21 protein-coding genes are annotated in these 24,453 nt (G+C 69.3%); 6 read left to right on the plus strand and 15 right to left on the minus strand.

What is annotated here, in order from left to right; genetic code table 11:
- Positions 1-32: 32 nt before the first annotated feature.
- The 3 genes from AC5JJ2_RS05525 to AC5JJ2_RS05535 all read left to right on the plus strand — a co-directional run bounded on the left by AC5JJ2_RS05525 (position 33) and on the right by AC5JJ2_RS05535 (position 2,034).
- Entirely contained in the window at positions 33-845 is an 813-nt protein-coding gene (locus AC5JJ2_RS05525; protein ID WP_495856968.1) for a DUF6655 family protein, read from the plus strand.
- Positions 846-1,016: 171 nt separating this feature from the next.
- Positions 1,017-1,208: a hypothetical protein gene (locus tag AC5JJ2_RS05530; RefSeq protein ID WP_495856969.1), complete on the plus strand. Its 192-nt coding sequence runs from the start codon at positions 1,017-1,019 to the stop codon at positions 1,206-1,208.
- Between the two features lie 121 nt (positions 1,209-1,329).
- Entirely contained in the window at positions 1,330-2,034 is a 705-nt protein-coding gene (locus AC5JJ2_RS05535) for an RsmE family RNA methyltransferase (RefSeq protein ID WP_495856970.1), read from the plus strand.
- On the opposite strand, the gene AC5JJ2_RS05540 is transcribed toward AC5JJ2_RS05535, so the two are convergent.
- From AC5JJ2_RS05540 to AC5JJ2_RS05590, 11 genes are all read right to left on the minus strand, one after another.
- Positions 1,994-2,902, minus strand: coding sequence for a serine/threonine protein kinase (locus AC5JJ2_RS05540; RefSeq protein ID WP_495856971.1), 909 nt, complete (start codon positions 2,900-2,902; stop codon positions 1,994-1,996). The two genes, AC5JJ2_RS05535 and AC5JJ2_RS05540, sit on opposite strands and share 41 nt — an antisense overlap.
- 147 nt (positions 2,903-3,049) lie before the next feature.
- The gene (gene accD / locus AC5JJ2_RS05545; protein ID WP_495856972.1) at positions 3,050-3,865 is read right to left on the minus strand and encodes an acetyl-CoA carboxylase, carboxyltransferase subunit beta; all 816 of its coding nucleotides are present in this window, start codon (positions 3,863-3,865) and stop codon (positions 3,050-3,052) included.
- Between the two features lie 107 nt (positions 3,866-3,972).
- Entirely contained in the window at positions 3,973-5,175 is a 1,203-nt protein-coding gene (locus AC5JJ2_RS05550; RefSeq protein WP_495856973.1) for a phosphoglycerate kinase, read from the minus strand.
- Between the two features lie 119 nt (positions 5,176-5,294).
- Complete coding sequence (gene gap, locus AC5JJ2_RS05555) at positions 5,295-6,353, minus strand: type I glyceraldehyde-3-phosphate dehydrogenase (RefSeq protein ID WP_495856974.1); 1,059 nt, start codon at positions 6,351-6,353, stop codon at positions 5,295-5,297.
- Between the two features lie 292 nt (positions 6,354-6,645).
- Complete coding sequence (locus AC5JJ2_RS05560; protein WP_495856975.1) at positions 6,646-7,047, minus strand: PDZ domain-containing protein; 402 nt, start codon at positions 7,045-7,047, stop codon at positions 6,646-6,648.
- 93 nt (positions 7,048-7,140) lie between these two features.
- Complete coding sequence (locus tag AC5JJ2_RS05565) at positions 7,141-8,913, minus strand: EF-hand domain-containing protein (protein ID WP_495856976.1); 1,773 nt, start codon at positions 8,911-8,913, stop codon at positions 7,141-7,143.
- 90 nt (positions 8,914-9,003) lie between these two features.
- Complete coding sequence (locus AC5JJ2_RS05570; protein ID WP_495856977.1) at positions 9,004-10,323, minus strand: DUF1501 domain-containing protein; 1,320 nt, start codon at positions 10,321-10,323, stop codon at positions 9,004-9,006.
- A gap of 355 nt (positions 10,324-10,678) precedes the next feature.
- Entirely contained in the window at positions 10,679-11,089 is a 411-nt protein-coding gene (locus AC5JJ2_RS05575; protein ID WP_495856978.1) for a hypothetical protein, read from the minus strand.
- A 56-nt stretch (positions 11,090-11,145) separates the two neighbouring features.
- Positions 11,146-12,759: a DUF1549 domain-containing protein gene (locus AC5JJ2_RS05580; RefSeq protein ID WP_495856979.1), complete on the minus strand. Its 1,614-nt coding sequence runs from the start codon at positions 12,757-12,759 to the stop codon at positions 11,146-11,148.
- Positions 12,760-12,983: 224 nt separating this feature from the next.
- Positions 12,984-13,682: a hypothetical protein gene (locus AC5JJ2_RS05585; protein ID WP_495856980.1), complete on the minus strand. Its 699-nt coding sequence runs from the start codon at positions 13,680-13,682 to the stop codon at positions 12,984-12,986.
- 127 nt (positions 13,683-13,809) lie between these two features.
- Positions 13,810-14,670, minus strand: a complete 861-nt coding sequence (locus AC5JJ2_RS05590; protein ID WP_495856981.1) for a DedA family protein — start codon at positions 14,668-14,670, stop codon at positions 13,810-13,812.
- A gap of 142 nt (positions 14,671-14,812) precedes the next feature.
- Here AC5JJ2_RS05590 and AC5JJ2_RS05595 point away from each other — a divergent pair, with 142 nt between their 5' ends.
- Positions 14,813-15,634, plus strand: coding sequence for a sugar phosphate isomerase/epimerase family protein (locus AC5JJ2_RS05595; protein WP_495856982.1), 822 nt, complete (start codon positions 14,813-14,815; stop codon positions 15,632-15,634).
- 142 nt (positions 15,635-15,776) lie between these two features.
- Positions 15,777-16,559, plus strand: a complete 783-nt coding sequence (locus AC5JJ2_RS05600) for an LOG family protein (protein ID WP_495856983.1) — start codon at positions 15,777-15,779, stop codon at positions 16,557-16,559.
- A gap of 251 nt (positions 16,560-16,810) precedes the next feature.
- On the opposite strand, the gene AC5JJ2_RS05605 is transcribed toward AC5JJ2_RS05600, so the two are convergent.
- From AC5JJ2_RS05605 to AC5JJ2_RS05620, 4 genes are all read right to left on the minus strand, one after another.
- Positions 16,811-19,045, minus strand: coding sequence for a heavy metal translocating P-type ATPase (locus AC5JJ2_RS05605; protein WP_495856984.1), 2,235 nt, complete (start codon positions 19,043-19,045; stop codon positions 16,811-16,813).
- Between the two features lie 289 nt (positions 19,046-19,334).
- The gene (locus AC5JJ2_RS05610) at positions 19,335-20,252 is read right to left on the minus strand and encodes an RNA polymerase sigma factor (protein ID WP_495856985.1); all 918 of its coding nucleotides are present in this window, start codon (positions 20,250-20,252) and stop codon (positions 19,335-19,337) included.
- A 42-nt stretch (positions 20,253-20,294) separates the two neighbouring features.
- Positions 20,295-21,359: an MlaD family protein gene (locus AC5JJ2_RS05615; RefSeq protein WP_495856986.1), complete on the minus strand. Its 1,065-nt coding sequence runs from the start codon at positions 21,357-21,359 to the stop codon at positions 20,295-20,297.
- Positions 21,360-21,574: 215 nt separating this feature from the next.
- The gene (locus AC5JJ2_RS05620; protein ID WP_495856987.1) at positions 21,575-23,146 is read right to left on the minus strand and encodes a glycosyltransferase family 39 protein; all 1,572 of its coding nucleotides are present in this window, start codon (positions 23,144-23,146) and stop codon (positions 21,575-21,577) included.
- 145 nt (positions 23,147-23,291) lie between these two features.
- Here AC5JJ2_RS05620 and AC5JJ2_RS05625 point away from each other — a divergent pair, with 145 nt between their 5' ends.
- Entirely contained in the window at positions 23,292-24,302 is a 1,011-nt protein-coding gene (locus tag AC5JJ2_RS05625) for an ABC transporter ATP-binding protein (RefSeq protein ID WP_495856988.1), read from the plus strand.
- Positions 24,303-24,453 lie beyond the last annotated feature (151 nt).

A 24,453-nucleotide genomic window follows, 5' to 3' on the forward strand; every position in this document is an offset into this window, starting at 1 on the left:
GTCCCGCGTTCGTACCGGGGGACACGACCGACATGACGGGCCGCAGGTTGCTGGTTTGCCTTTCGCTCGGGCTGGCCGGGTGCGGGACCACCCGCACCACGGACACCACCCGCGCCGCCACCGAAATGCTCCTCGTCTCCCAGGCCGTGGACAAGGCCGTCGGGCAGATCGACTTCGCCCCCCTCAAGGGCAAGGCCGTCTACCTCGACGTGGCCCAGATCGACAAGGAAGTCATCGACAAGGGGTACGTCATCAGCTCCGTCCGCCAGCAACTGCTCGCGCACGGGGCGCTCGTCATGGAGGAGAAGCGGGACGCCGTGTACGTCGTCGAGGCCCGGATCGGGGCGATCGGCACGGACCGGCACACGCTCCTCTTCGGGTCGCCGCAACTGTCCGTGCCGGCCGTCGTGCCGGGGCTGCCGACGAACATCCCGGAGATCGCGCTCTACAAGCGGACCGACCAGAAGGGCGTCGCGAAGCTGGCCGTGTTCGCGTACAACCGCGTCACCGGCCGGGCCGTGTGGCAGTCCGGCCTCGTCGAGGACGTGAGCCGCAACAAGGACCGGTGGGTCCTCGGCAGCGGGCCGTACAGCTCCGGGTCGATCCGCCAGCGGACGGAGCTGGCCGGGGAGGCGCTGCCGCAACTGCCGCCGATCCCGATCATCGGGCAAAGCGAGGACGGGGCGGAAAAGGGGGAGAAGGCCGCGCCGCCGGGCGTGCTGCCGACGCAGGTGTTCCAGTACGTCAACGGCGACGCCCCGGTCCCGCCGCAGCCGGTCCCGGTCGGGCTGCTCGGCATTACCGGGGCCGCGCCTGCAATCAATCACCCGCTCCTGTCCCGATAACCCGGCGACCGTGCCGGACGTGCCGGCCGTGCGGGGCGGGGAAACCCGGCCCGATCTGCCGCTTCCGATTCGCCTCAACTCGGAAATTTGCCCCGGCCGATCCTGATTACCTCTCCCCACCTTGGCGGGTCGCCGCCACGATGACCGCAGCCCCGTGCCGGAGAGTTTGCCATGGCGAAACTATCCCTGTTCCGCGAAGCCGACGAGCCGAAGGTCGAGTTGCTCCGCCGCCACGGGTGGAGCGTTCGGAGTACCCACGGGGACTACTGCGTCGTGTGGCGCGGGTCCGAGGAAGTGCTGATGGTCTGGCGGGACGGCCGGTGGGAGCGGGTCGGCGGCGGCCAGCTCCGCGACGCCGCGTGACGGTTCCTGGGACCGCGGGCGTCCCGCCCGCTTCGCTCCCAGCCGCTGTAGACCGGTCCCCGATACCTCGCAGGTCGGCGGGCGGGACGCCCGCGGTCCCAGCCGGTCGTATCCTGACCGCATGGCGGACCGCTTCTACACCCCGGACGCGCTGCGGCCGGGCGACTACCAACTGACCGGCCCGGAGGCCCACCACCTCGCGGCCGTCCGCCGGGTCGGCGTCGGCGACCGCGTCACGCTCTTCAACGGCGACGGGTTCGAGTACCCGGCCGAAGTCCTCGGCGTCGCGAAGAAGGCCGTCGCCCTCCTCGTCGGCGACCCGGTCCCCGCGAACCGCGAGCGGGGTCATCCCTTCTGGGTCGCGTCGGCGCTGCCGAAGGGCGACCGACTCGACTTCCTGATCGAGAAGCTAACGGAACTCGGCGTGACGCGGTTCGTGCCGCTGGTCACGGACCGGAGCGTCGTGCGGCCGAAGGCGGACGCGGTCGAGAAGTACGAGCGGATGGTGGTCGAGGCGAGCAAGCAGTGCGGCCGGGCCGTGCTGATGGCGATCGACCCGCCGACGGCGTGGGAGGCGTTCGCGCGGCGAACCGACCTCCCGGCGACGCGGCTGATCCTTCACCCGTCCGGGCCGGTGGCGTGGGCGGCGACCGGGCCGACGGTGGTCGCGGTCGGGCCGGAGGGCGGGTTCACGGCGAAGGAGGCGGCGACGCCGGGGTGGACGCCGGCGTCCCTCGGCCCGACGATCCTGCGGGTCGAGACGGCCGCGGTCGCGGCGGCGGCGGTCACAGCTTCTGGTTCCCCACGGACAGCAGCGCGTCCTTGAAGTGCCGGGCCGTCGGGTACCGCTCCGCCGGGTCGCGGGCGATCGACTTCGTCAGCACGGCCGCGAGGTCGTCGTCGATGTGCGGGGCCAGGACCTTCGGGTCGCGGGCCGGGGTGTTCAGCCGCCGCCGGAGGTTCTCCTCGGACGACACCGACCGCTCCCACGGCAGGTGGCCGGTGACGACCTCGAACGCCGTCACGCCGAGGGCGAACAGGTCCACCCGGTGGTCCGTCCGGCTCCGCTTGATGATCTCCGGGGCCAGGATGTCCACCGTCCCCGTCCGGTTCCCCGGCTGGCAGAACGCCGGCGTGTACGGGATCGTCAGCCCGAAGTCGATCAGCTTCACCACCCCCTCCTTGTCCACCATCACGTTCCGCGGGCACAGGTCGCGGTGCAGGTACTTGGTGTCGTGCAGGTACTGCACGCCGTCGCACAGCTGCCCCAGGTAGTTCATCCGGTTGCCGTTCAGCTGCGCGTTCTTCGTCTCGACGAGGTAGTTCAGCCCGAGGCCCTCGATCCACTCCATGACCAGGTACGGCTCGCCCTTCGTCGTCAGGCCGAACTCGTAGCTCCGCACGAGGTTCTCGTGCTGGAGGGCCATGCAAATCTCCCCCTCCTGCGGCTTCACGAGGCCCATCTGGGTGAACCGGGCCTCGAACTTGATCGTCTTCTCCTTGTCCATGAGCTTCAGGCAGACGGTCCGGCCGAGGTCGCGGTCGTACGCCTGGAACACCTTCGACATGCTCCCCTGCCCGGTCCGGCCGCGGAGGTCCCACCGCTTGGCGAAGTCCACCCGCTTCATGCCCTTCGTGTTCATGGTCGGCTTCTTCTTGCCGCCGCCGCCGAACAGTTTGCTGAGGATGCCCACGCGCCGCCCCCGACGTGACGAGTCCGAAACGAGTCTGTGTGAGAGGAATTGTACCCGATTTCCGTGATTGGTGATTGGTGAATAGTGATTGGACGGGCCGCCCCTGCCCGCAAGGTCCGAGAACCAATCACCAATCACCAATCACCATCACTTCATGTCGCAGTAGTCGATGAGCTGCGCCACTTCCGTCCGCAGGTCGCGGCGGTGGACGATGCGGTCCACGAACCCGTGCTTCAGCAGGAACTCGCTCGTCTGGAACCCGTCCGGCAGCTCCAGCCGGATCGTGTTCTTGATCGTCCGCGCGCCGGCGAACCCGATCATCGCCTTCGGCTCCGCGAGCGTGATGTCGCCCTGGAACGCCCAGCTCGCGGCCACGCCGCCCATCGTCGGGTTCGTCAGCACGCTGACGTACAGGCCGCCGGCCGAGTCGTACTTCGCGAGCGCCGCCGACACCTTCGCCATCTGCATGAGCGACAGGATGCCTTCCTGCATCCGCGCCCCGCCGCCGGACCCGGAGACGAAGATCAGCGGCACGCGAAGGTCCGTGGCGCGCTCCGCCGCCCGCGTCAGCTTCTCGCCGACGACGCTGCCCATGCTGCCGGCCATGAACGCGAAGTCGGTGATGCCGATGACGACGCCGCGGCCGCGGATGAACCCTTGACCCGTCACGGCCGCGTCGTTCATCCCCGTCTTCTTCTTCTGATCGACGAGCCGCTTGCCGTACGGCTGGTTGTCCACGAACCCGAGCGTGTCAACGGATTGCAGGTCGGCGTCCCACTCCTCGAACGTGTTCTCGTCGAGCAGTTGCGCGATTCGGTCGGCGGCGGACGTGTAGAAGTGGTGCTGGCACTGGTCGCAGACGTTCAGGTTCCGCTCCACGTCCTTCTTGAAGAGCGTGGACTTGCACGACGGGCACTTGATCCACAGCCCCTCGGGGACGCCGCGTTTTTCGATGGAGGACATGGCGAATCTCAGCTGGGTTCTATATAGCCGCCGGCTTGCCAGCGGGGTTTTCGAGTTTCAAAACCCCGCCGGCAAGCCGGCGGCTATATAAACGCGGCGACTAAACCTTACCGGTCGTCGATTTGCGCGAGCGACTGGAACTTCTTGCCCTCGACGTAGGCCAGGAACGCGCCGCCGCCGGTGCTCACGTGCGTCATCTTGGCGTCGTACCCGAACTGCTCGACGGCTTCCGCCGTCTCGCCGCCGCCGACGACCGTGACCGCGCCGCTCGCCGCCATCGCCTCGGCGACGCCCTTCGTCCCCTTGCTGAACGCCGACTTCTCGAACCACCCCACGGGGCCGTTCCAGATGACCGTCGCGGCCTGCTTGATCTTGTCGGAGAACAGCGCCAGCGTCTTCGGGCCGATGTCCACGCCCTCGAACCCAGCGGCGATGTTGCCCTCGAACACCTGCGTCGCGTTCAGGTCGTCCGACTTCGCCGCGAGCGCGTCCACCGGCAGCGTGATCTTCGTGCCGACGTGTTGGAGCAGCGGCTGCGCGGCGGCCAGTTCCTCCGCCGCGACCTGGGTGCTGCCCACGTCCACGCCCTTCGCCTTGAGGAACGTGTACGCCATCTTCCCGCCGATCAGCAGGTGATCGACCTTTTGCAGTAGGGCGTTGATGAACGCGATCTTGTCGGACACCTTCGCCCCGCCCATGACGGCGAGGACCGGCTTCTTCGGCGCGCCCATGAGGCCGTCGATGATCTCCAGTTCCTTCGCGACGAGCAGCCCGACGGCCCGCGGCTTGCCGTTGGCCTTCAGCGCCGCGGGCACGGCGACCATGCTCGCGTCCTTGTCGTTGTGGCACGTCCCGAACGCGTCGTTCACGTAGGCGTCGCCGAGGGCGGCGACGGCGGCCGCGAACGCCGGGTCGTTCTTCTGCTCGCGGGGGTCGAACCGGACGTTCTCCAGCATGACCACGTCGCCCGGCGTCATCGCCGCGACGGTCGCCGACACGTCCGGGCCGACGACGGCGTTCCCGGCCTTCCGCACCGGCCGCTCCAAGAGGTCCGCCAGCCGCTCGACGACCTTGTCCATGGTGAGCAGCTTGTCCTTCGCCGGGTCGCCGCTCGGCCGCCCGAGGTGGCTCATCGCGATGACCGACGCACCGGCCTTGAGCAGCGCCTTGAGCGTGGGAATCGCGCCGCGGATGCGGCGGTCGTTCTTGATCTCGCCGCTGACCTTGTCCAGCGGGACGTTGAAATCGACCCGGATGAGGACCTTCTTGCCGGTCAGGTCGCCGAGGTCGGCAATCGTCTTCTTCGCCACGGATGCTTCCTCAAGAAAATGGGCCACCGATCAACACGGCGAACGGCACGGCGTAAGCGTGCCGGTGTGACGCGAGGGCGCACCACCGGCACGCTTACGCCGTGCCGTTCGCCAGCGACCTACCCCTTCGCGATCATGTACTTGAGCAGGTCCACGCACCGGTTGCTGTAGCCCCACTCGTTGTCGTACCAGCTCACCAGCTTGAAGAACGTCTTGCTGATCTCCGGGTTCTTCAGCGTCGCGTCCGCGTCGAAAATGCTCGACGCCGGGTCGTGGATGAAGTCGCTGCTCACGACCTCGTCCTCCGCGTACACCAGCACGCCCTTCAGGTACGTCTCGCTCGCCTTCTTCATGGCGGCGCAGATTTCCTTCAGCGTCGTCTCCTTCTTCGTCCGCACGTTCAGGTCCACGACGCTGACCGTCGGCGTCGGCACGCGGAACGACATCCCCGTCAGCTTGCCCGCGACCTCCGGGCAGACGAGGCCCACGGCCTTCGCCGCCCCGGTCCCGCTCGGGATGATGTTCACGGCCGCCGCCCGGCCGCCCTTCCAGTCCTTCTTGCTCGGGCCGTCGTTCGTCTTCTGCGTCGCGGTGTAGCTGTGAACGGTCGTCATCAGCCCTTCCTCGACGCCGAAGCCCTCCTTCAGCAGGACGTGGACGAGCGGGGCGAGGCAGTTCGTGGTGCAGCTCGCGTTGCTCACGATGTTGTGCTTGGCCGCGTCGTACTTCTCGTGGTTGACGCCCATCACGACGGTAACGTCCTCGCCCTTCGCCGGGGCGGAGATGATGACCTTCTTCGCGCCGGCCGCGATGTGCCCCTTCGCCTTCTCGGCCTCGGTGTAGAGGCCGGTCGATTCGATGACGTAGTCCACGCCGAGCGCCTTCCACGGCAGCGCGGCCGGGCCGTCCTTCACGGCGAGGCACTTGATGCTGTGCCCGTTGACGACGAGCAGGTCGTCCTCGGCGACGGAGGGCGACGACTTGGCGCTCTCGACGGTGCCGGTGAACTTGCCCTGGGTGGAGTCGTACTTGAGGAGGTACGCGAGGTTGTCCGCCGGGACGAGGTCGTTGACGGCGACGACGTCGAGTTCCTTGCCGAGAAGCCCTTGTTCGACGAGCGCCCGGAACACGAGCCGCCCGATCCGCCCGAACCCGTTGATGCCGACTTTGACCGCCATCGCAGTGACTCTCCTGGGAAAGACGCGCCGTCCCCGAGGGGTGGGGGCGTCGCAACCGGGTTAGGTTATGGATCGCGAACGGGAATGGCCCGCGGCCGGGCGAGCGTCGGGGACGAGGCGAGCGTCGGGGACGAGGCGAGCGTCGGGGACGAGGCGAGCATCGGGGACGAGGCGAGCGTCGGGGCGTCAGCCCGACGTGGCTGGACGGCGGGAAAAGGGCGAATGTGGATAAGGGGACGTGCCGGAACGCGGGACGCCACGTCGGGCTGACACCCCGACGCTCGCCGTTGCGTCACGGCACGGGTTCGTCCTCGGCCGGCGTCCGGAGCTGGCGGAACGCCGCCTTCACCCGGTCGTCCGCCTCGCCGAGCATCACCGTGAGCGTGTGCCGCTCGCCGTTGCGGTTCACAACGACGGCCAACTTCGTGCCCGGCCGCAGGCCGCCGACGAGCAACTGGATGTCCCGCCGCGTCTTCGCCTCGACCGGGCCGACGCTCACGAACTCGTCGCCGACCCGCAACCCGCTCTTGGCGACCGGCAGCGACGGCTCGATGGCCGACACGCCGAGGCCCTCGTCGGTGAACGTGATCCCCATCCGGCCGACCTCGAACGGGTCCGGCGGCGGCGGCTTCGGGACGGGGGCGGCCGCCGCGGTCGCGGCCGTGAGCAGGACGATCATCAATGACCGAGGCACGTTCGATTCCTCCGCCCGGCGGGTATCGAACATTATCCACAGTTGCAAAAACAAAGAAAGCCCCGCGACGAACGTCGCGGGGGAGACGGGTCATTACTTCTTGAACGTCTTCTCCGCCGCGTCCGCCTCGTCGGCGGAGATCAGGCCGTCGCCGTCGGCGTCCAGCGCCGCGAACTTCGCCCGCGGGCCGAGGAACTCCGCCAGCGACACGTCGCCGTCGCCGTTGCGGTCCATCTTCTGGAACCACCGCGGGCCGCCGACCTTCCGTGCCCCCGGCTTCGCGAACATGTTCGCCGGTTGCGTGTAGTCCTGGCCCGCGAACGCGGCGAACCCGAACCGCACGCTCGCCGACGGCTGCAGCGCCGCCCGCGTCACCGCCGCGCCGCCGCTCGGCTCCAGCACGATCAGCCGCCGGTACGCCGTCCGCAGTTCCCGCACGCCGAGTTGGTTGTCGCCGTTGTCGTCCATCAACTGGAACAGGCTCGGCCGGCGGGTCGCGAAGCTGGCCGTCACCGCGAGGTTGATCGTGTCCTCTTGCAGTTGCAGGTACTGCTTGAACTCGTCGCGGGTCAGCTTGCCGTCGGCGTTGCGGTCGGCCGCGTCGAACACCACCCGCAGGAACTGGAACGCCGGCCCGTTGATGTCGTTCTCCGTGACGACGTTCTTGTCCGCGGGGTAGACGGTGTTCAGTTGCTCCGTCACGCGGTTCGCCACGGCCCCCGGCGGCGGGGCGGCGGCGCTCAGGTCGAGCAGTTGGTTGTCGATCCGCAAGACGACCCGGCCCTTCTCGCCGGTGCGGAGTTCGCAGTTCTTCGGCAGCGCCGCCCGCGGCTTCAGCTCGACCGCCCGCCTCTGGTAGTCGTGGGCCACGTCCACCGCCGCGGTGAGGTCCGGCTCCAGGGAGCGCCAGGCGTCGAGTTCCGTGCCGGACAGCTTGCCGTCCTTGTTGGCGTCGAGCTTCGCGAACGCGTCGGCGGCGAACCCGACCTCCGCGGCGGTCAGGTGGAAGTCCTTGTTCGCGTCGTACTTCTGGAGCATCAGCTGCACGACGCTGCCGGGGATGCCGCCGCGGTAGACTTGCAGGTTCGGGTCGCGGGGCGGCGGGGCCGGCTGCCGCGGGGCCACGTCCGGCCGCGGGAACGTCTGCCGGACCATCGGCGTGCTGCGGACCTCCGCGGCGGACATCGCCTCGTTCTCGTCCGTGTCGAGCGCCAACAGCAGGGTCTCGGCGTTCGCCAGTTCGTCCTTCGACAGCTTGCCGTCCGTGTTCGCGTCGAGGCGGCCGAACAGTTCCTTCGTCAAATCCTGATCGACCGAGTCGTCGAGCGTGACCGACCGCAGCCGGACGAGGTCCGTCGCGACCTCGGCGTAGCTGGCGGCGAATTCGGCGAACGACACCCGGCCGTCGGCGTCGCGGTCGAGGTCGGCGAGCGACTTGCCGTCGTCGCCGGCCCCGTGGTAGTACGTGCCGCCGAGCAGCCCGCCGAGGCCCTTCGGGGAGAAGACGTTGTCCACCTCGAACCGGTTGAGGAACCCGTCGCGGTCGCGGTCGAAGACGGCGAACAGCTTCTTCAGGTGGTCCCGCCACACGTCGCCGAGGGGTTGGCCGTTGACCTTGAGCGTGGCGCGGACGCGGACCGGGCGGGCGTTCGCAAGGTAGACGATGTCGGCCGTGTCCGGGAAACTCGCCGCGGGGTCGCGGTCGAACTTCGGCGGCACGCGGCGGGCGACCGGCGTGGGGGCGGCGAGGCCGGCGAGGAACGCGTCCCCGCGGGGGCCGGTGGGCCGCGGCAGGCCGGGCGCGGCCGGCGGCGCGGCCGCCGCGAGCGGCGACGCGAGGAGCAGCGGCAGGAGGAAGCGGGTCACGGGAAAAGCCCGGCGAGCGTCGGGGCGTAAGCCCGACGTGGCTGTGGGTGTCAAACCACGTCGGGCTTACGCCCCGACGCTCGCCAAGAATTAGACCAACACGTCCGTCACCGGCCGCGCGGACTTGTCCACGATCCTGATCGGGCGGCCGACGTTCGACATGTTCTGCTTCTCGTGGTCCACGCCGAGCGCGCCGCAGACCGTCGCCAGCAGGTCGTGAACGCTCGTCTTGCGGTCCTCGACCGTCGTGCCGTCGGCGCTAGTCTTGCCGATGGCCTGGCCGCCCTTGATGCCGCCGCCGGCGAGGACCGTCGCCCACGCGTTCGGATAGTGGTCGCGGCCGTTGCCGCCGTTGATCCGCGGCGTCCGGCCGAACTCGCCCATCCACACGATCAGCGTGCTGTCCAACAGGCCGCGGTCCTTCAAGTCCTGCATCAGCGACCCCCACCCTTTATCGAGGTGTTCGCTGTTCCGCTTCACGAAGTCGAAGTTGTTGCCGTGCGTGTCCCACCCGCTCATCGTGACTTCGACGAACGGCACGCCCTTCTCCACGAGCCGCCGGGCGAGCAGGCAGCCCTGGCCGAACAGCGACTTGCCGTACCGGTCCCGTACGCGGTCCGGCTCCTTCGTCATGTCGAACGCTTCCGCGGCGTGCGAGGTCATCAGCCGGGCGGCGCGGTCGTAGGCGGCGACGTGGCTGTCGCTGATCGGCGTCGGCCGGCCGGCCGCGAAGTCTTCCTGCATGTCCCGCAAGAGCGCCAGCCGGCCGTCCGCGTGCGCGGCGTCCACGGACTTCGGCCGGTGGAGGTTCTCGACCTTGAGCTGCTCCCACATCTTCTCGCCGGTCGGCTCGTTGAAGGCGTTCGACGTGCCGACGAGCAGCGGGGCGTAGTTCGGGCCGAGGAAGCCGGGCGACGTGGGGTCGTTCTGGAAGAACAGCTTCCGCGACGCGATGCTGACGAAGTTGGGCAGCTCCGCCTTCGGGTCGCCGATCTCTTTGGAAATCAGCGACCCGATGTTCGGGTACGGGATCGGCCCCATCGGGAGCTGGCCGGTCTTCATCTGGAAGCTGGCCCGCTCGTGGTCGCCTTCCCGCGTGGACATGCCGCGGAGGAGGGCCATCTTGTCCATGAACTTCGCGAGCGTCGGCAGGTGCTCGCTGACCTTGATGCCGGGGACGTTGGTTTGGATTTCCTTGAACGGCCCGCCGTTGTCGTGGCCGGGCTTGAGGTCCCAGAGGTCGATGGTAGACGGCCCGCCGTTCATCCAGAGGAGGACGCACGAGCGTTTGCGAGCCGGGTCGGTGGCGGCGGCGTTGGCGAACGGGGCCAGCCACCCGGACGCGGTGACGGCGAGGCTCGCGCCGCCGAGTTGGGCCAGGAACGTGCGGCGGGAAGTGGGGGATCGCATGGGGAACCTCGTGCGGGAAGCTGGGCTTCACCCGTACTGACGATCCTAACCGAGGGTTATTTCACGGGGAATTGCCGACCGCACGGATTTGGCCTCGCCCCGAAGGAGACGCCGTCCCCCTCCCCGACGCGGGAACGACGCGGGAACCCGGCTTTCAGGCTGAAAGCCTGGAACACGTCAGCCCAGGGCAACGCCCTGGGTACGCTGCCACCCGACGCAACAAGCCCTGAAAGGGCGCGACAGTTGCGACTGTCGCGCCCTTTCAGGGCTTTCCTCCGCGGGCGTCCGACCCAGGGCGTTGCCCTGGGCTGACATGTTCGGCCCTTTCAGGGCCAAGACCGTTGGTACGGGATCGTTACTTCGACCAGTCAATCGTGAACGGCAACCATTTACCGTCGATCCCCACCCGCCCCGAGATTTCGACACGGCCTTGCTTGCCGATCTTGATGACTACGCCATCAACGCCGTTGTGTTCCATCATGTAGATCGCCACGTCGTAGTTGTCCGTGTCGTCAGGCATGAGGCGAACGATCATTCCCTTCGTAGGCGATCCGGAAACGGGGTACTCGCGGAGGTAGAACCGCGGGGGATAGAGCGTCCACGACCAAGGAGAGGATTCGTTCTCGGTTATCTGGGAATGGCGTTGCTTATCCCCTTTGATTTCAACGTTCAGAATGAGGCGGCCCTTGTCTTTGGTCGAAATGTCAACCGCGGAGCTGGCTTCATCAATCCCGAAGTCCGTGCCGTCGATGATGAAGCTGGCCACTCTGAACCCTCCGTGCATATCCGTATCCCGCTCCGCGCCGCGGCTTTCACTCCATGCTAGTGGTTGAACAAAAACTCCGTGCTGTTCAGCAGCACCCACATCACGTCGGCGACGGCCTTCTTCTTGTCCCCGGTCGGGCCGCCGCGGTCGGCGTAGCTGGCGTACTTCTCCCGCTCCGCGTCCGTCGCCTTGCGGCCGACCACCGCCAGGAACAGCGTGTCGATCCGCTCGTCCGTCGTCAGGAACGGGGCGTCCGCCACCGCCGCCAGCGCCTGGCTCGTGTCCACCGTCGTCTGCTCCGCCATCTGCTTGCCGTTCATCATCAACAACGCCTGCAGGATCGACGTTTGCGTGTCGATCGACTTCGACCCGGCCGGGTACATCTTCAGGAACTTGCCGCGGAGCGTGCGGTCGCGGAAGTCCTGGTTCTCGTCGTCGAACAGTTGGTTCGCGTTGCGGATGCCGGTCGCGATCACGAAGCTGTCGAAAATCTGCCCGCCGTTGAGGCCCTTCATCGCCATCTTCGCGAACCGGCGGGCGTCCCCCTGCGTCGGGTGCGACAGCCGGCTGGAGAGCTGGTACGCCTTGCTGCCGACGATGCCGCGGATCATCGTGTGGTGGTCGAACCCGCTCGCGACGAACCCCTTCGCCAACTCGTCGAGCAGTTCCGGGTGGGACGGCGGGTTCGCGTCGCCGGGTTCGTCGATGGGATCAATCAGGCCGATGCCGAAGAAGCGTGCCCACAGGCGGTTGGCCATGTTCTTCGCGAAGAACGGGTTGCCCGCGCCGGTCAGCCACGCGGCCAGTTCCTCCCGCGGGCTGGCGGTCGGCTTCCAGTCCGGGGTGGAGCCGTCGAAGTACGTGGCCAGCAGCGTCGTTTCCGTGTTCGGGATCGTGATCTGGTTCTTGCGGAACTGCGGTGGGAGCGGGCCGACGAAGCTCGGCGCGACCGGCGGCAGGGCGGCGAACTCGCCGAAGAACGCGGCCGTCTGCCAGAACTGCTCCTTCGTGTACGTCGCGAACGGGTGGTCGTGGCACTGCGCACATTCCAACTTCACGCCCATGAACAGGCGGGACGCGGCGGCCGCGAGGTTCTCCGGCCGGCCCTCGTTGGCCTGGTAGAACGCGGCGATCCGGCCGTTGGTCGTGTCGCTTCGGAGGCCCTCGTCGAGGTCGCGGAACCGGGCGAGGCCGTCCGGGACCTTCACCGTCAGCACGTCGCGGACCATCGCGTCGAGCGGGGCGTTCTTCCGGAACTGCGTTTGCAGCCACTCCTCGAACTGGACGCCGTTGTTGAAGAACCGGATGTCCGTGGCGGCCTGCGGCATCCACTCGTGCCGGGTGGTGTACGCGAAGTGCCGGGCGTAGGCCGGCATCGTCAGCAGCCGGTCCACGAGCTTCGCCCGCTTGTCCGGGGCCTTGTCCGCGAGGAACGCCGTCACTTCCGACAGCCGCGGGATGCGGCCGACGACATCGAGGTAGACGCGGCGGGCGAACTCGGCGTCGTCGCTGACGGCGGCCGGCTTGATGCCGCGGGCGGCCCAGTCGGCGGTCAGGTGCTTGTCGATCGCGGCGGTCAGTTGCTTCGCCACGTCCGCCTTGTCCGCGGTTCGCCCGACGGCCGGGGCGACGACGACGAGGGCCAGGGCCAGCCGGCATACCTGCGACATTGGGGAAACCTCAGAGACAGATAGCGGTGGGCTTGCCCACCGTGCGGTTTCGAGTCCGCGAGAAACCGCATGACGGAGCCTCGTCAAGAGACCTGACCGCCGGGGAAAATACGTTGCCGGGGGAGGCTCGCCCGTGCGGGCTCTCGAAGACTCGAACCCGCACCCCCGGCAAGCCGGGGGCTATATACCCGAGACGCGGCGAAGCCGTCATTCTAACGACCCGCTCATCCGGGATGACGCCGCAGTTCGGCGGCCATTTCACGGATTCTGGCCAGCGGGCTGCCCGTCAGTTCGCGGACTTCCTCCGGGAATTTGCCCGCCGCGAGGAGGCCCAACACCAACTGCCGCCGCCCTTTCCGCGTGCGGCGGGGGTCCGTCAGGAAGCGGTACGGCTTCGCGAAGAAGGCCGGCTCCCGGCTCGCGTTCAGCCCCACGCGGGCGGAGGTGTAGACCGTTCGCCCGTCCGGCTGGGGGAGTTGTTCCAAGTGAACCGGGCACGCCGGGTCCCACGCCGGCCGCTCGCCGAGGAGGGCGGCGAGTTCCCGCGAGGTCTTCGTGCCGGTCCGCTTCAAGAGGTGATCGACGAGCAGGGACGGGCCGTCGATGAAGTTTCCGTCCGCCGTCTCGAGGCCGCGGAGAAGGACGCCGGCGAACGCCCCGTCGCCACCGAACGCGAGGTCGATCCCCTTGAAGCTGCCGCCGGTCCGGTGGACGTACCACCGGCCGCGGTGCAACTGCACCGGGTCGCGGTGGGCGAACGGGTCCTCGTGGCCGGGGCCGTGAAAGTAAACCTCGACTTCCGCGAGGCGGTGCGGCTGGTTCGCGACGACGAGGCGGGTTTGCGTGAGGAGGGCCGTCGCGACGCGGGCGAACCACGCGTCGAAGTCCGGCGACGGGGCGAGGAGCTGGGTCCAGAACTGCATGGCGGTTAGCGCCCGACTTCCGAAGTCCGGCTTCGACTTCGGAAGTCGATGCGGGAGGGGGCGTCTGCGGACAGAGTGAAGGCCGCCGCGGCGTTCGACTTCCGAAGTCGAAGCCGGACTTCGGAAGTCAGGGTTGAACGGGTTCTTCCTTCGCCGGCGCGTCCTCCGCGTGCGCCGCCCCGTTCGCCGACGGTTCCGGCGGCTTCTCCTCGCCCTCCGGCGGCTTCGCCTCCTCCGGCGGCTTCTCGTCGTGGTGGCGGTGGACCACCTTGTCGTAGGCTTTCTCCACCACGTGCTCGACCGCCTCCGTCACCTTCTCGACCGGCTTCACGATCATCGGCACGTCCTTCGACTCGCCGGTCGTCACCCGCCGGTCCACGAACAACTTGTACAGGATCACCCCGGCCGCCGCGGACAGGACGCCGACCACGACGAGCTGCTTGTACTGCTCGATCCGGTGGAACACGTCGAGGACCTGGTCCGTCAGGAAGTACGCCAGCCAGAACATGGCCATGACGCCGGGGATGGCGTACAGGCCGTCGGCCAGCAGGAACCGGGTAAACGACACCCGCAGCACGCCGGCCATGAGGAAGATCGGCGTGCGGATGCCGGGCGTCAGCCGGGCGGTGAGCAGGATCATCACGCCGCGTTCCTGGAAGTTCTTCTCGATGACGGCCCGCTTCTCCGGCGAGAGAATCTTCCGCTGCACCCACGGGTTGCCGAGCAGCCGCGGCCCCCAGAGGCGGCCGACGCCGTACAGCAGCCCGTCGCCGACGACGACGGCCGCGATCACGACCGGCAGCATGATCCACCACCGCAGGCGGTCCGGCGGCAATGCGGTCATGCCCGGCGTGAGCGTGTCCCCGTGCCCGACGAGCACGCCGGAGAACAGGACCGGCAGCTCCTCCGGCATCGGCAGCCCGAACCCCGTCGCGATGATCGCGCAGAAGATGCCGACGTAGCCGTATTTCGCGAAGTCTTCAATCATTCCTGGCCTACCAGGACTGGGGACGATCCCATCACGGTACAGTAAATATGAGCCGGGCGTGAAGGTCAAAAGAGAAAACGGTCGGCGGGCGAAACCGCCCCTCGGCCGCGGTGCGTACTCCCTCATCCCGGAGACCCTTCCCATGCAGCTCGGCCTCATCAACTCCGCGTGGGTGCAAGCCGGCCGCGGCACGGCCCACGGCATCCGCCAAACGAAGGCGGTCGGGTTCGACGCCATCGACATCTTCGCCGACCCGCTCGACACGGACGCGAAGGAGCGCCGGCTCATCCGCACCGAGTGCGAGGCCGCCGGGCTGCCGGTCGTGAGTTTGGCGTGCGTGGCCGTCGGCCTCATCGACTTCAACCCGTCGGTGCAACGCTTCCACCTCTCGCGGTGCAAGGCGTACCTCGACTTCGCGTTCGAGTTGCAGGCGAAGAACGTGCTCCTCGTCCTCGGCGAGTACATCTGGGAGAAACAGGTCATCCCGCCGGGCGAACAATGGAATACGGCCGTCGCGCACCTGAAGGCCCTCGGCGACTACGCCGCCGCCCTGGGGGTGCAGATCGCGCTGGAACTGGAGCCGTTCGAGTTGTCCCTGCTGAACGACGTGGATAGCATGGTGCGGTTCGTCGATGCCGTGAACCACCCGGCGGTGGCCGCGAACATCGACGTGTCGCACCTGGCCCTGGCGAACGTGAAGCCGGAGGAGCTGCGCCGGCTGAAGGGCAAGGCGATTCACGTCCACATCTCGGACTGCGACGGGAAGGTCCACGGCGACCTGCCGCCGGGCCGGGGCGTGGTGGACTTCGGCCCGTACCTCCGCGAGATCCGCGACCTGGACATCCCGGCCATGAGCATCGAGCTGGAGTATTCGCCGGAACCCGACAAGATCGGCGAGTGGGTGGCGGAAGCGTACTCCGCGACCGACCGGCTGATGCGCGAGGCGGGCATCCGCCGCGGCTAACAGAAAACAATGGCCCGCAGATGACGCGGACTTCGACGCAGATGAAAACCGGATAAGAACTAATTTCATTCTCGGTTTTTATCCTCTTCATCTGCGCCGAAGTCCGCGTCATCTGCGGGCCGATTCTTCGAGACTCTCTCCCATGCAAACCAAGCTCACCGACTCGCAGATGATCCGCTGGGGCAAGGACTCCGGCACCGTCACGCCCGAGGCGACGCGGTTCCTCCAGGGGCCGCAGAAGCGGACGTTCGAGCTGTGGCGGGCCGTCCAGGTCTTCCGCGAGATGATCTACGGCTTCCGCAAGCTGCACTTCGTCGGCCCGTGCGTCACCGTGTTCGGCTCCGCCCGGTTCGACGAGAACCACAAGTATTACAAGATGGCCCGCGAGGTCGGCCGGCTCTTGGCGAAGAGCGGGTTCACGGTCATGACCGGCGGCGGCCCCGGCATCATGGAGGCCGCCAACCGCGGCGCGAAGGACGTGCCCGGCGCGCGGTCGATCGGGTGCAACATCATCCTGCCGCACGAGCAGAAGCCGAACCCCTACGTGGACCAGTGGATCGACTTCGAGCACTTCTTCGTCCGCAAGCTGATGCTCATCAAGTACAGCTACGCGTTCATCGTCCTGCCCGGCGGGTTCGGCACGCTCGACGAGCTGTTCGAGGTGCTGACGCTCATCCAGACGGGCAAGCTCGAAGACTTCCCGGTCGCGCTGATGGGCACGGACTTCTACCGGCCGGGGATCGAGCAGTTGAAGACGTTCGTGGAGCAGGCGACGATCGACGCGATGGACCTGTCGAAGCTGACGATCAGCGACGACCCGGTGCAGGTGGTGAACGGCGTGACGGAGACGGTGATGAAGTCGTTCGGCCTGACCTACGGCTCGCCGCCCGTTCGCCGCAAGCGGTGGTGGTTGGGCGAGTGGTGACAGATGGCGGTGTGGCTCTGCCCTCGGTCAGATAGCGGTGTGGCTCTGCCCACCGTGCGGGTTCGAGTCTTCGAGAACCCGCGTGGGCCTTCCCGACAGGGGGGCGTTCCTCCCATCGCGACCAGCTACCGTGGGCGAGAAGGCGTTCCTCCCACGGGAACGTCCCTCCCGCCGCAGATAGTTCCCCGCGGGAGGCTCCGTGGTGCGGGTCTCGCAAAGCCTCGCCCCGCACGGTGGGCAGAGCCACACCGCTATCTGACCGACAGCCGCAGCGAGTTCAAGATCACGCTGACGCTGCTGAGGCTCATCGCGGCGGCGGCCCACAGCGGCGTGACGACGCCGACCGCCGCCAGCGGGACCGCGACCGCGTTGTACGCGAACGCCAGGAACAGGTTCTGCCGGATCGCCCGGACCGTCGCCCGGCTCAGCGATCGCGCCTCGACGACCAGCCGCGGGTCCGGCCGCACGAGCGTCACGCCGGCCGCGGCGATGGCCACGTCCGTGCCGGTCCCCATCGCCAGCCCCACGTCCGCGGCCGCCAGCGCCGGGGCGTCGTTGATCCCGTCGCCGACCATCGCCACCGTCCGGCCGGCCGCCTTCAGCCGCTCGACCTCGCCGTGCTTGTCCGCCGGCAGCGTCTCCGCGATCACCTCGGAAATGCCGACCGCTTGCGCGACGACTTCGGCCGCGGCCCGGCGGTCGCCGGTGAGCATGACGGGGCGAACCCCGTCGGCCGTCAGCGCCGCCACGGCGTCCCGGCTGGTCGCCCGCGGCTGATCCGAGACGTGCAGCGTCCCGGCGAGTTGACCGTCCACGGCGACGCCGACGCCGGCCCCGTTCAGGTCGGGAAGGTTGCCGACACGGACCGTCCGCCCGTCCACCGTGCCGCGGACCTCGCGGCCGGGGACCGCTTCCACGTTCGCGGCCGGCGGCAAACTCAGCCCGCGGGCCTGCGCCGCCGCCACGACCGCGCGGCCGACCGGGTGCTCGCTGCCGACCTCCACGGCCGCGGCGAGCGTCAGCACTCGTTCCTCGGCCCACCCGGCGGCCGGCTCCACGCGGTCGAGCGCCGGCTTCCCCTCCGTCAGCGTGCCGGTCTTGTCGAAGACGACGGTATCGACCGCCGCGAGTCGTTCCAGCGCCGCCGCGTCGCGGAACAGGACGCCCCGCCGCGCCGCCCGGCCGGTCCCGACGACCACGGCCATTGGCGTCGCCAGCCCCAGCGCGCACGGGCAGGCGATGACCAGCACGGTGACGGCGCACGCCACCCCGACCGCCGGCCGACCCGCGACCGCCCAGCCCACGAGCGTGAGGGCCGCGATCAACACGACGACCGGGACGAACCACGCGGACACGCGGTCCACCAGCTTCTGGATCGGCATCCGCGACCGCTGCGCCTGGCCGACGAGTTCGACGACCTTCGCGAGCAGCGTGTCCGTGCCGACCTTCGCGGCCTCCACGAGCATCGCGCCGTTGCCGTTGAGCGTTCCCGCGGACACGGCGTCGCCGACGGCCTTCGCCACCGGCAGCGGCTCGCCGGTGAGCATCGCCTCGTCCACGGCGCTCGCCCCCTCGCGGACGACGCCGTCCACGGCGAGCCGCTCGCCGGGCCGCACGCGGACGCGGTCGCCGACGTGGACCAGTTCCGCCGGCAGTTCGACTTCCTTCCCGTTCGGCAGCAGCACGCGGGCCGTGGCCGGCGTGAGTTTTAACAGTTCGCGGACGGCCGCCCCGGTCCGGCGGCGGGCGTGCAGTTCCAGCACCTGGCCGAGCAGCACGAGGACGACGATGGCCGCGGCGCTCTCGAAGTACGGCTCGACGTGGCCCATCGCCGTGCGGAACGCATCCGGGAACAGCCGCACGCCGAGGGCGTCCGCGAGGGCGGCGACGCTGAATAACACGGCCGCGCCGACGCCGAGGCCGATGAGCGTGAACATGTTCGGCGACCGGTTCCGCAGCGACGCCGCGAACCGCTCGAAGAACGGCTTCCCGCACCACGCCACGACCGGGGCCGCGAGCACGGCCTGGAGAATCAGGAAGCGCGTGTGGCCGAGGGCGTGGCTGATCGGCATGTTCGGCAGGAACATGTCGAGCATCGCGAGGGCCAGCAGCGGGACGCCGAAGATCAGCCCGACGACGAGGCGGCGGGTGAAGTCGATGAGTTCCGGGTCCGGCCGGTCGTCGGCCGTCGGGGTGGCCGGCTCGAGCGCCATGCCGCACTTCGGGCAGGAACCGGGGCGGTCGCTCTCCACTTCCGGGTCCATCGGGCAGATGTACCGCACGGCGGGCGCGGTCATGCCCTCGCGGTGGCCGCCGAGGTACCTGGCCGGGTCGGCCATGAACTTCCGGCGGCACCGCTCGGCGCAGAAGTGGTAAGTCGTCCCGGCGTGGGCGTGCGTGCCGGCGGCGCGGCCGACGGTGACGGTCATCCCGCACACGGGATCGACGGCGGTGGTTTCGGGGGCGAGGTCGAGGGAGAGTGCCATGAGGGGGTATACCGGCGGTGGTCGGCCCTCTGTCAGATAGCCCCCGGCTTGCCGGGGGTGCGGTTGTCACATAGCCCCCGGCTTGCCGGGGGTGCGGTTTCGAGTCTTCGAGAAACCGCGTGGGCCTTCGCACGCCGGGGACGTTCCTCCCCGCGCGGGGAGGTCGTCGCGGGTGGGGAGGCGCTCCTCCCGCGGGGGCGCTCCTCCCACTCCGCACGGTTCCCGGCGAGAGGCTCCGCGGTGCCGTTTCTCGAAGACTCGAAACGGCACGGTGGGCAGAGCCACACCGCTATATGACAAGAGACTTCCCACGCTTCGCCAGCAAACGGGACAACTCGTCGGCGGAAAGTCGCGGGTCGTCGGTGAAGAGGCCGCCCAGCTCCGTCAGCACGAACTGCTCCAGGTCGTCGCCGTCCCACCCGTCCTTCACCAGCCGCGCGCCGAGCACCTCCAGCGCCTTGTCCCGCAGCTTGTCCGTCTGCCGGGAGATCGTCCCCTCGTGGACGCCGAGCAGGTTCGCCACTTCCCGCTGGCTCATCTTGTACCGCCACCGCAGCCCGAGGATCAGCCGCTCGCCGTCGGCGATGTCGCCGAGCCACTCGCGGGCGGCGGTCACGAACAGCTCGTGCCACCGCGTCTCCGCGTGCGGCGCGGTCGGCAGCGGCATCGCCAGGTCGTCGTCCGGCAGCGCGACCGTGCCGCCGTGCTGCCGGAGCTTCGACAGGTGCCAGTTCTGGAACACCCGCACCAGCCACGGCGTCAGCGGCCGCTGGCCGTCGTACCGGGCCAGTACCGGAAGCGCCGTGTCCGAGTCGGACGCGATCAGGCTGCTCCAGAACTCGGTGACGGCCGTTTCCTGCTTCTCCTCGTTCCGCGGGTAGAGCCGCACGGCGCGGGCGCGCAAGGCATCGACGAGGAGGGAATCGCTCCGCCCCATCCGCGCGGCGAACAACAGCTCCCACGCGGCTTCCATCCCTTCCAGGCAGCCGACGCACACGGCCCAGTCGAACGAGTAGAGGCCGTCCAGGTAGGACGCCCACGTCACGGGCGTCTCGCTCTTCGCCGCGAAGATGTTCAGGGTACGTGCGAGGTGGGAATCGAAGTTTTCGCGGGCCAGGGCGATGCGGGGAAACTGGACGCGGAGGAGGTGGTAGAGGAGCGTCTGCCGCAACTGTTCGGCGTCGGTCGGCGGCGGCACGTCGGTCACAGCGTCGTCTCCGTGAGCGAACGGCCGCCCGTTCGCGCGTCCTTATGGCGGGGTGAACGTCAGCACCTGCACGTAGTTCGCCGGCAGCGGTTCCGTCGCCGTCACCGGCGACCCGCCGCCGCCGAGGCCGACCGTCGCGACCTTCCGCCGGCTCCACCAGCCCATTTTATGCGCGCCGTGGTACTTCAAGTGCTCGGCCACGATTTCGGCCTGCTTGCGGGTCAGCTGCTCGGCCGTCGCGCTCGATACGAGTGCATCCGCCGGGTCGCTCGCCGCGGCCACCACGACTTCCGTTTTCCCGTTCGCCTGCCCCTTTAGCCACGTCACGACCGCCTCCAGGTGCGCCCGGCCGGTGTCCGTCAGGATGGCCGTGCCCGGCTCGAACAGGTCGTGCGCGTTGTACGTCATCGCCTCCCGGCGGCAGTCCGGGCGAACCAGGATCGCCGTCGCGCTCTCGACGTAGTTCCGCACGATCGGCAGCCGGGCGACGGCGTCGCTGTTCTGCCGCACGGACTGAATCGCGACCCGGCCGTCCTTCACCAGGCCCCGCACGCCGGCCGCCTCCGTTTCCACGGCGGCATCGACCTTCTTGACCGCGCCCCGCACGTCGCTGGTGAGCACGCGCACGTCGCCGACCATGCCGCGGATGTCCTTGAGCGCCGCCTCCCCCTCGGCCGCGAGGCTCGCGAGGTCCGGCGTCGGCGCGGCCGCGAGCGTGTCGGTCGTCAGCGGCCCGGCCGCGGTCGTGCCCGGATGCACGGCGATCACCTTCGACCCGAGCAGGCCGGTCGGCTGGACCTGGGCCTTCGCGTCGGCGAACAGCTTGCCGCGGAACTTCGCGTCGAGTTCGAGGCGAACCCGGACCGGCCCGTCGCCGTCCGGGTAGTCGAGGGCGACGACCTGCCCGGCGTCCACGCCGCGGACGCGGACCGGCGTGCCGGGCGTCACGTCGTGCGCCTCCGGGAAGCCGACGGAAACGCCGAAGGTTTCGCGCCAGTAGCCTTGCTTTGCGGCGATGGCGACGAGGCCGCCACCGCCGAGGGCCACGGCCGCCGCGACGACGAGGCCGAGCACGACCGCCTGGAGCCGGGAGAGTTTGTCCGTCATGGGCCGCCTCAACGGGGAGTACGAGCGAGGACGCTCACCGGATTATTCGCCGAAGGAACGGACGCGATTTGGGGAAAATGCCGCCACCCGACTTCCGAAGTCCGGCTTCGACTTCGGAAGTCGAGCGGGGCGAAGGGCAACGGGACCGGGAAGGACCGCCCCCGCACGGGATCGGCTTCCGAAATCGAAGCCAGACTTCGCAAGTCGGGCCGCCGTCAGCCGCCCGGCCGCTCGAACGCCGCGATCCGGCAGTTGTGCCACACGTCGTCGCGGTTCCACGGCGGCGCGGACCGTACCGCGTCCGCCGCCGGCACCCACCCGGCGGCCCGCAGCTTCGCCACGAACGCCGCCCCCACCTCCCGGCCGGTCGGGTCGGCCGCGTCGATGCAGACGGCCCACAACCGCCCCGGCACGTCGGCCGGCGCGGGCACGGCCCCGACCGGCAGGGCGTGGTCGCGGAACCGGCTCACGTGCCACCGCACCTCCTGGTTGTCTTGCACCGTCGGGCGGAACACCGCCGCGTCCGGGTCGAACGCGATCCGGTCGCCGGGACGGAGTCGGTCCGCCAACTCCCGGTGCAGTTCCCGCCCCAACCGGCAGACCGGGTCGTGGTCCGGGAACGTGGCGTCGAAGACGACCTGCCCGACGGCGTACCCGCCGAGGACGACGGCCGACACCCGCACCCACTTCAAGCGCGCCGTCAACGACGGGGCGATTCGCTCGTGAACTTTTGCCCACCCGACGCCGGCGAGCAGGCAGATCGCCGGGGCGAGGTGCTGCGACAGCCGGCAGCACGCCCCGTAGGGGTAGCGGCCCATCACCGCGGCCGCGAAGTTCAGCCCGAACGGGACGAGGCACAGCGCGAGTAGCGGCCGGTTCCCGGTCCGCCACGCCTGCCAGACGCCGACCGCGAACAGCACGAACGTGAGCGTGCTGCCGCCGTTCTTGTCGCCGATCGGGTACGCGAACATCCGCCCGGTGTGCTGCGCCGCCAGCCAGACGGGGAACTTGACCACGTCTCCCGGCGGGAACCCGCCCCGCCAGTAGTCGAGCATGAACCGGTTCAGCGACTGCCCGGCCGCGGCGTCCTTCTCCCGGAGTTGCACCGCCAGACACCCGGCGAACGTGCCGACCAGGAGCACATTGAACGCGACGAACCCGAGCTTCGCCCGCCAGTCCGGGTGTCGCCACGCGACCGGCAGCAGGTAGAGCGAGATCGCCCCGGCCGCGAACACGACCGGGAACGACGACGCGACCGCGACCGGCACGGCGACGACGAGTGCGGCCAACCACCGCAACCGGTCCGGCCGGTGTCGCCACTCGGCCGCGAGCGCCAGCAGCGCGCAGGCCCAGAACAGGTCGCCGGCGTAGGGCTTCACCGTCGAGGACATGAACACCGGCCACCGCGCGGCCGCGAGCAAGCCGACGGCGAGGACGGCGGCCGTCGGCGACACGGTCCGGCGGGCGAACGCCCAGAACGCCCCGAGGGCAGCGACGCCGGACAGCAGCGGCACGAGCCGCAGCGCCCACCCGCCGTCGCCGAGGAGCAGGAACGCCGCCCGCTCCGCCCACAGGAACAGGACCGGGCAGACCTGGAAGTAGTCGAGCGTCTTCGTGAGGCCGAGGAACCCGCGGTCGGCGACGTTCAGGGCGAGCATCGCCTCGTCGTTCCAGATGGCCGGGCCGACGGCGTACCGGGACACGCGGGCGACGACGCCGACGGCGACGAGCCACACCGCGAGGCGGCGGACGGCCCGGTCGTAGTCGCGGGCGGATGGGTCGGGCATGGTGTAGGTGTCCGGAAGGTAAACGGGTTTAACCGCCGCCAGAATGTTCGTCAATCCCGAAGGGCCGCGAATTTCCCCTGGACAACCGCGCTTCCCCACGGTATTGCCCGCCCCCAATCGTTCACACTCGGGCCGGGGACCGACCGTGGCTGCCGCCAAGCCGGACAGCGAGCTGGTGGTCGAAACGTCGCACCTGACGAAGATCTACCAGAACCGCCAGATCGCCCTCAACGACGCCACGCTCGCCGTCGAGCCGGGGACCGTCCTCGGCCTGCTCGGCCCGAACGGCGCGGGCAAGACCACGTTCCTCCGGCTCATCCTCGGCCTGCACCGGCCGACCGCCGGCTGGGCGAAAGTCTTCAACAAGGTGATGACGCCGAACGCCGCGGACCTCCGCCGCCGGATCGGGTACATCCCGACGAACCCGCAGTTCCCGAAGGGCATGACGCCCATCACGTACCTCGACTACATCGCGCGGCTGTTCGGCATGCCGCGGGACGAACGCAAGCCGCGGCTCGCGAGCCTGATTCGCGCCGTCGATCTCTTGCCGCACTCCGGCGAGTCGATCGCGCACTTCACCCCCGGCCAGACGGCGCGGCTGGCGGTCGCGGCGAGTTTGATTAACGAACCCGACCTGCTGATCTGGGACGAGCCGACGCACGGGCTGGACATCGAGGCCCGGCGGTCGATGCTCGAACTCATCAAGACGCTGGCGGCCGAGAAGACGCTGATCCTGAGCAGCCACAACCTGACGGACGTGGACGAGGTGTGCAACCACGCGGCCGTGCTGAACAAGGGGCAGCTCATCTTCCACGGCAGCCTTCAAGAGTTGAAGGGCCGCATCCGCAAGAACCACTACGAGCTGGACCTGGACGGCGACCAGAAGTCGATCACGAAGTCGCTGGGCGTGCTGAAGTCGATGAAGGAAGTGACGCAGGCCGTCCTGCGGCAGCGGCGGATGGACCTGAAGCTGACCGACGACGTGCCGAACACGGCGATCCTGGCGCAGGTGTTCCAGGTGCTGTTCGACAACAAGGTGACGCTGATCTGCCTCCGCAGCGTCGGGATGCAGACAGAGCAGGCGTACCTCGACCTGATGGAACAGGAAGAGAGCCGCGGGTTCACGCGGCTGGTGCAGCTCGCGGACGCGGCCTGAGGCGAGCGTCGGGGGGGGGGGGGGGGGGGGGGGGGGGGGGGGGCGGGGGGCGCCCCCCCCCCCGCCCCCCCCCCCCCCCCCCCCCCCCCGCCTCCGCCCCCCCCCCCCCCTCCCCCCCCCCCCCCCGCGGCGCCCCCCCCCCCCCCGCCCC

Source organism: Limnoglobus sp. (assembly GCF_059499385.1).

Coding starts and splice junctions, on each gene's coding strand:
- AC5JJ2_RS05525 (WP_495856968.1), top strand. CDS start 33: ATGACGGGCCGCAGGTTGCTGGTTTGCCTTTCGCTCGGGCTGGCCGGG.
- AC5JJ2_RS05530 (WP_495856969.1), top strand. CDS start 1,017: ATGGCGAAACTATCCCTGTTCCGCGAAGCCGACGAGCCGAAGGTCGAG.
- AC5JJ2_RS05535 (WP_495856970.1), top strand. CDS start 1,330: ATGGCGGACCGCTTCTACACCCCGGACGCGCTGCGGCCGGGCGACTAC.
- accD (WP_495856972.1), bottom strand. CDS start 3,865: ATGTCCTCCATCGAAAAACGCGGCGTCCCCGAGGGGCTGTGGATCAAG.
- gap (WP_495856974.1), bottom strand. CDS start 6,353: ATGGCGGTCAAAGTCGGCATCAACGGGTTCGGGCGGATCGGGCGGCTC.
- AC5JJ2_RS05570 (WP_495856977.1), bottom strand. CDS start 10,323: ATGCGATCCCCCACTTCCCGCCGCACGTTCCTGGCCCAACTCGGCGGC.
- AC5JJ2_RS05580 (WP_495856979.1), bottom strand. CDS start 12,759: ATGTCGCAGGTATGCCGGCTGGCCCTGGCCCTCGTCGTCGTCGCCCCG.
- AC5JJ2_RS05585 (WP_495856980.1), bottom strand. CDS start 13,682: ATGCAGTTCTGGACCCAGCTCCTCGCCCCGTCGCCGGACTTCGACGCG.
- AC5JJ2_RS05590 (WP_495856981.1), bottom strand. CDS start 14,670: ATGATTGAAGACTTCGCGAAATACGGCTACGTCGGCATCTTCTGCGCG.
- AC5JJ2_RS05595 (WP_495856982.1), top strand. CDS start 14,813: ATGCAGCTCGGCCTCATCAACTCCGCGTGGGTGCAAGCCGGCCGCGGC.
- AC5JJ2_RS05600 (WP_495856983.1), top strand. CDS start 15,777: ATGCAAACCAAGCTCACCGACTCGCAGATGATCCGCTGGGGCAAGGAC.
- AC5JJ2_RS05605 (WP_495856984.1), bottom strand. CDS start 19,045: ATGGCACTCTCCCTCGACCTCGCCCCCGAAACCACCGCCGTCGATCCC.
- AC5JJ2_RS05615 (WP_495856986.1), bottom strand. CDS start 21,359: ATGACGGACAAACTCTCCCGGCTCCAGGCGGTCGTGCTCGGCCTCGTC.
- AC5JJ2_RS05620 (WP_495856987.1), bottom strand. CDS start 23,146: ATGCCCGACCCATCCGCCCGCGACTACGACCGGGCCGTCCGCCGCCTC.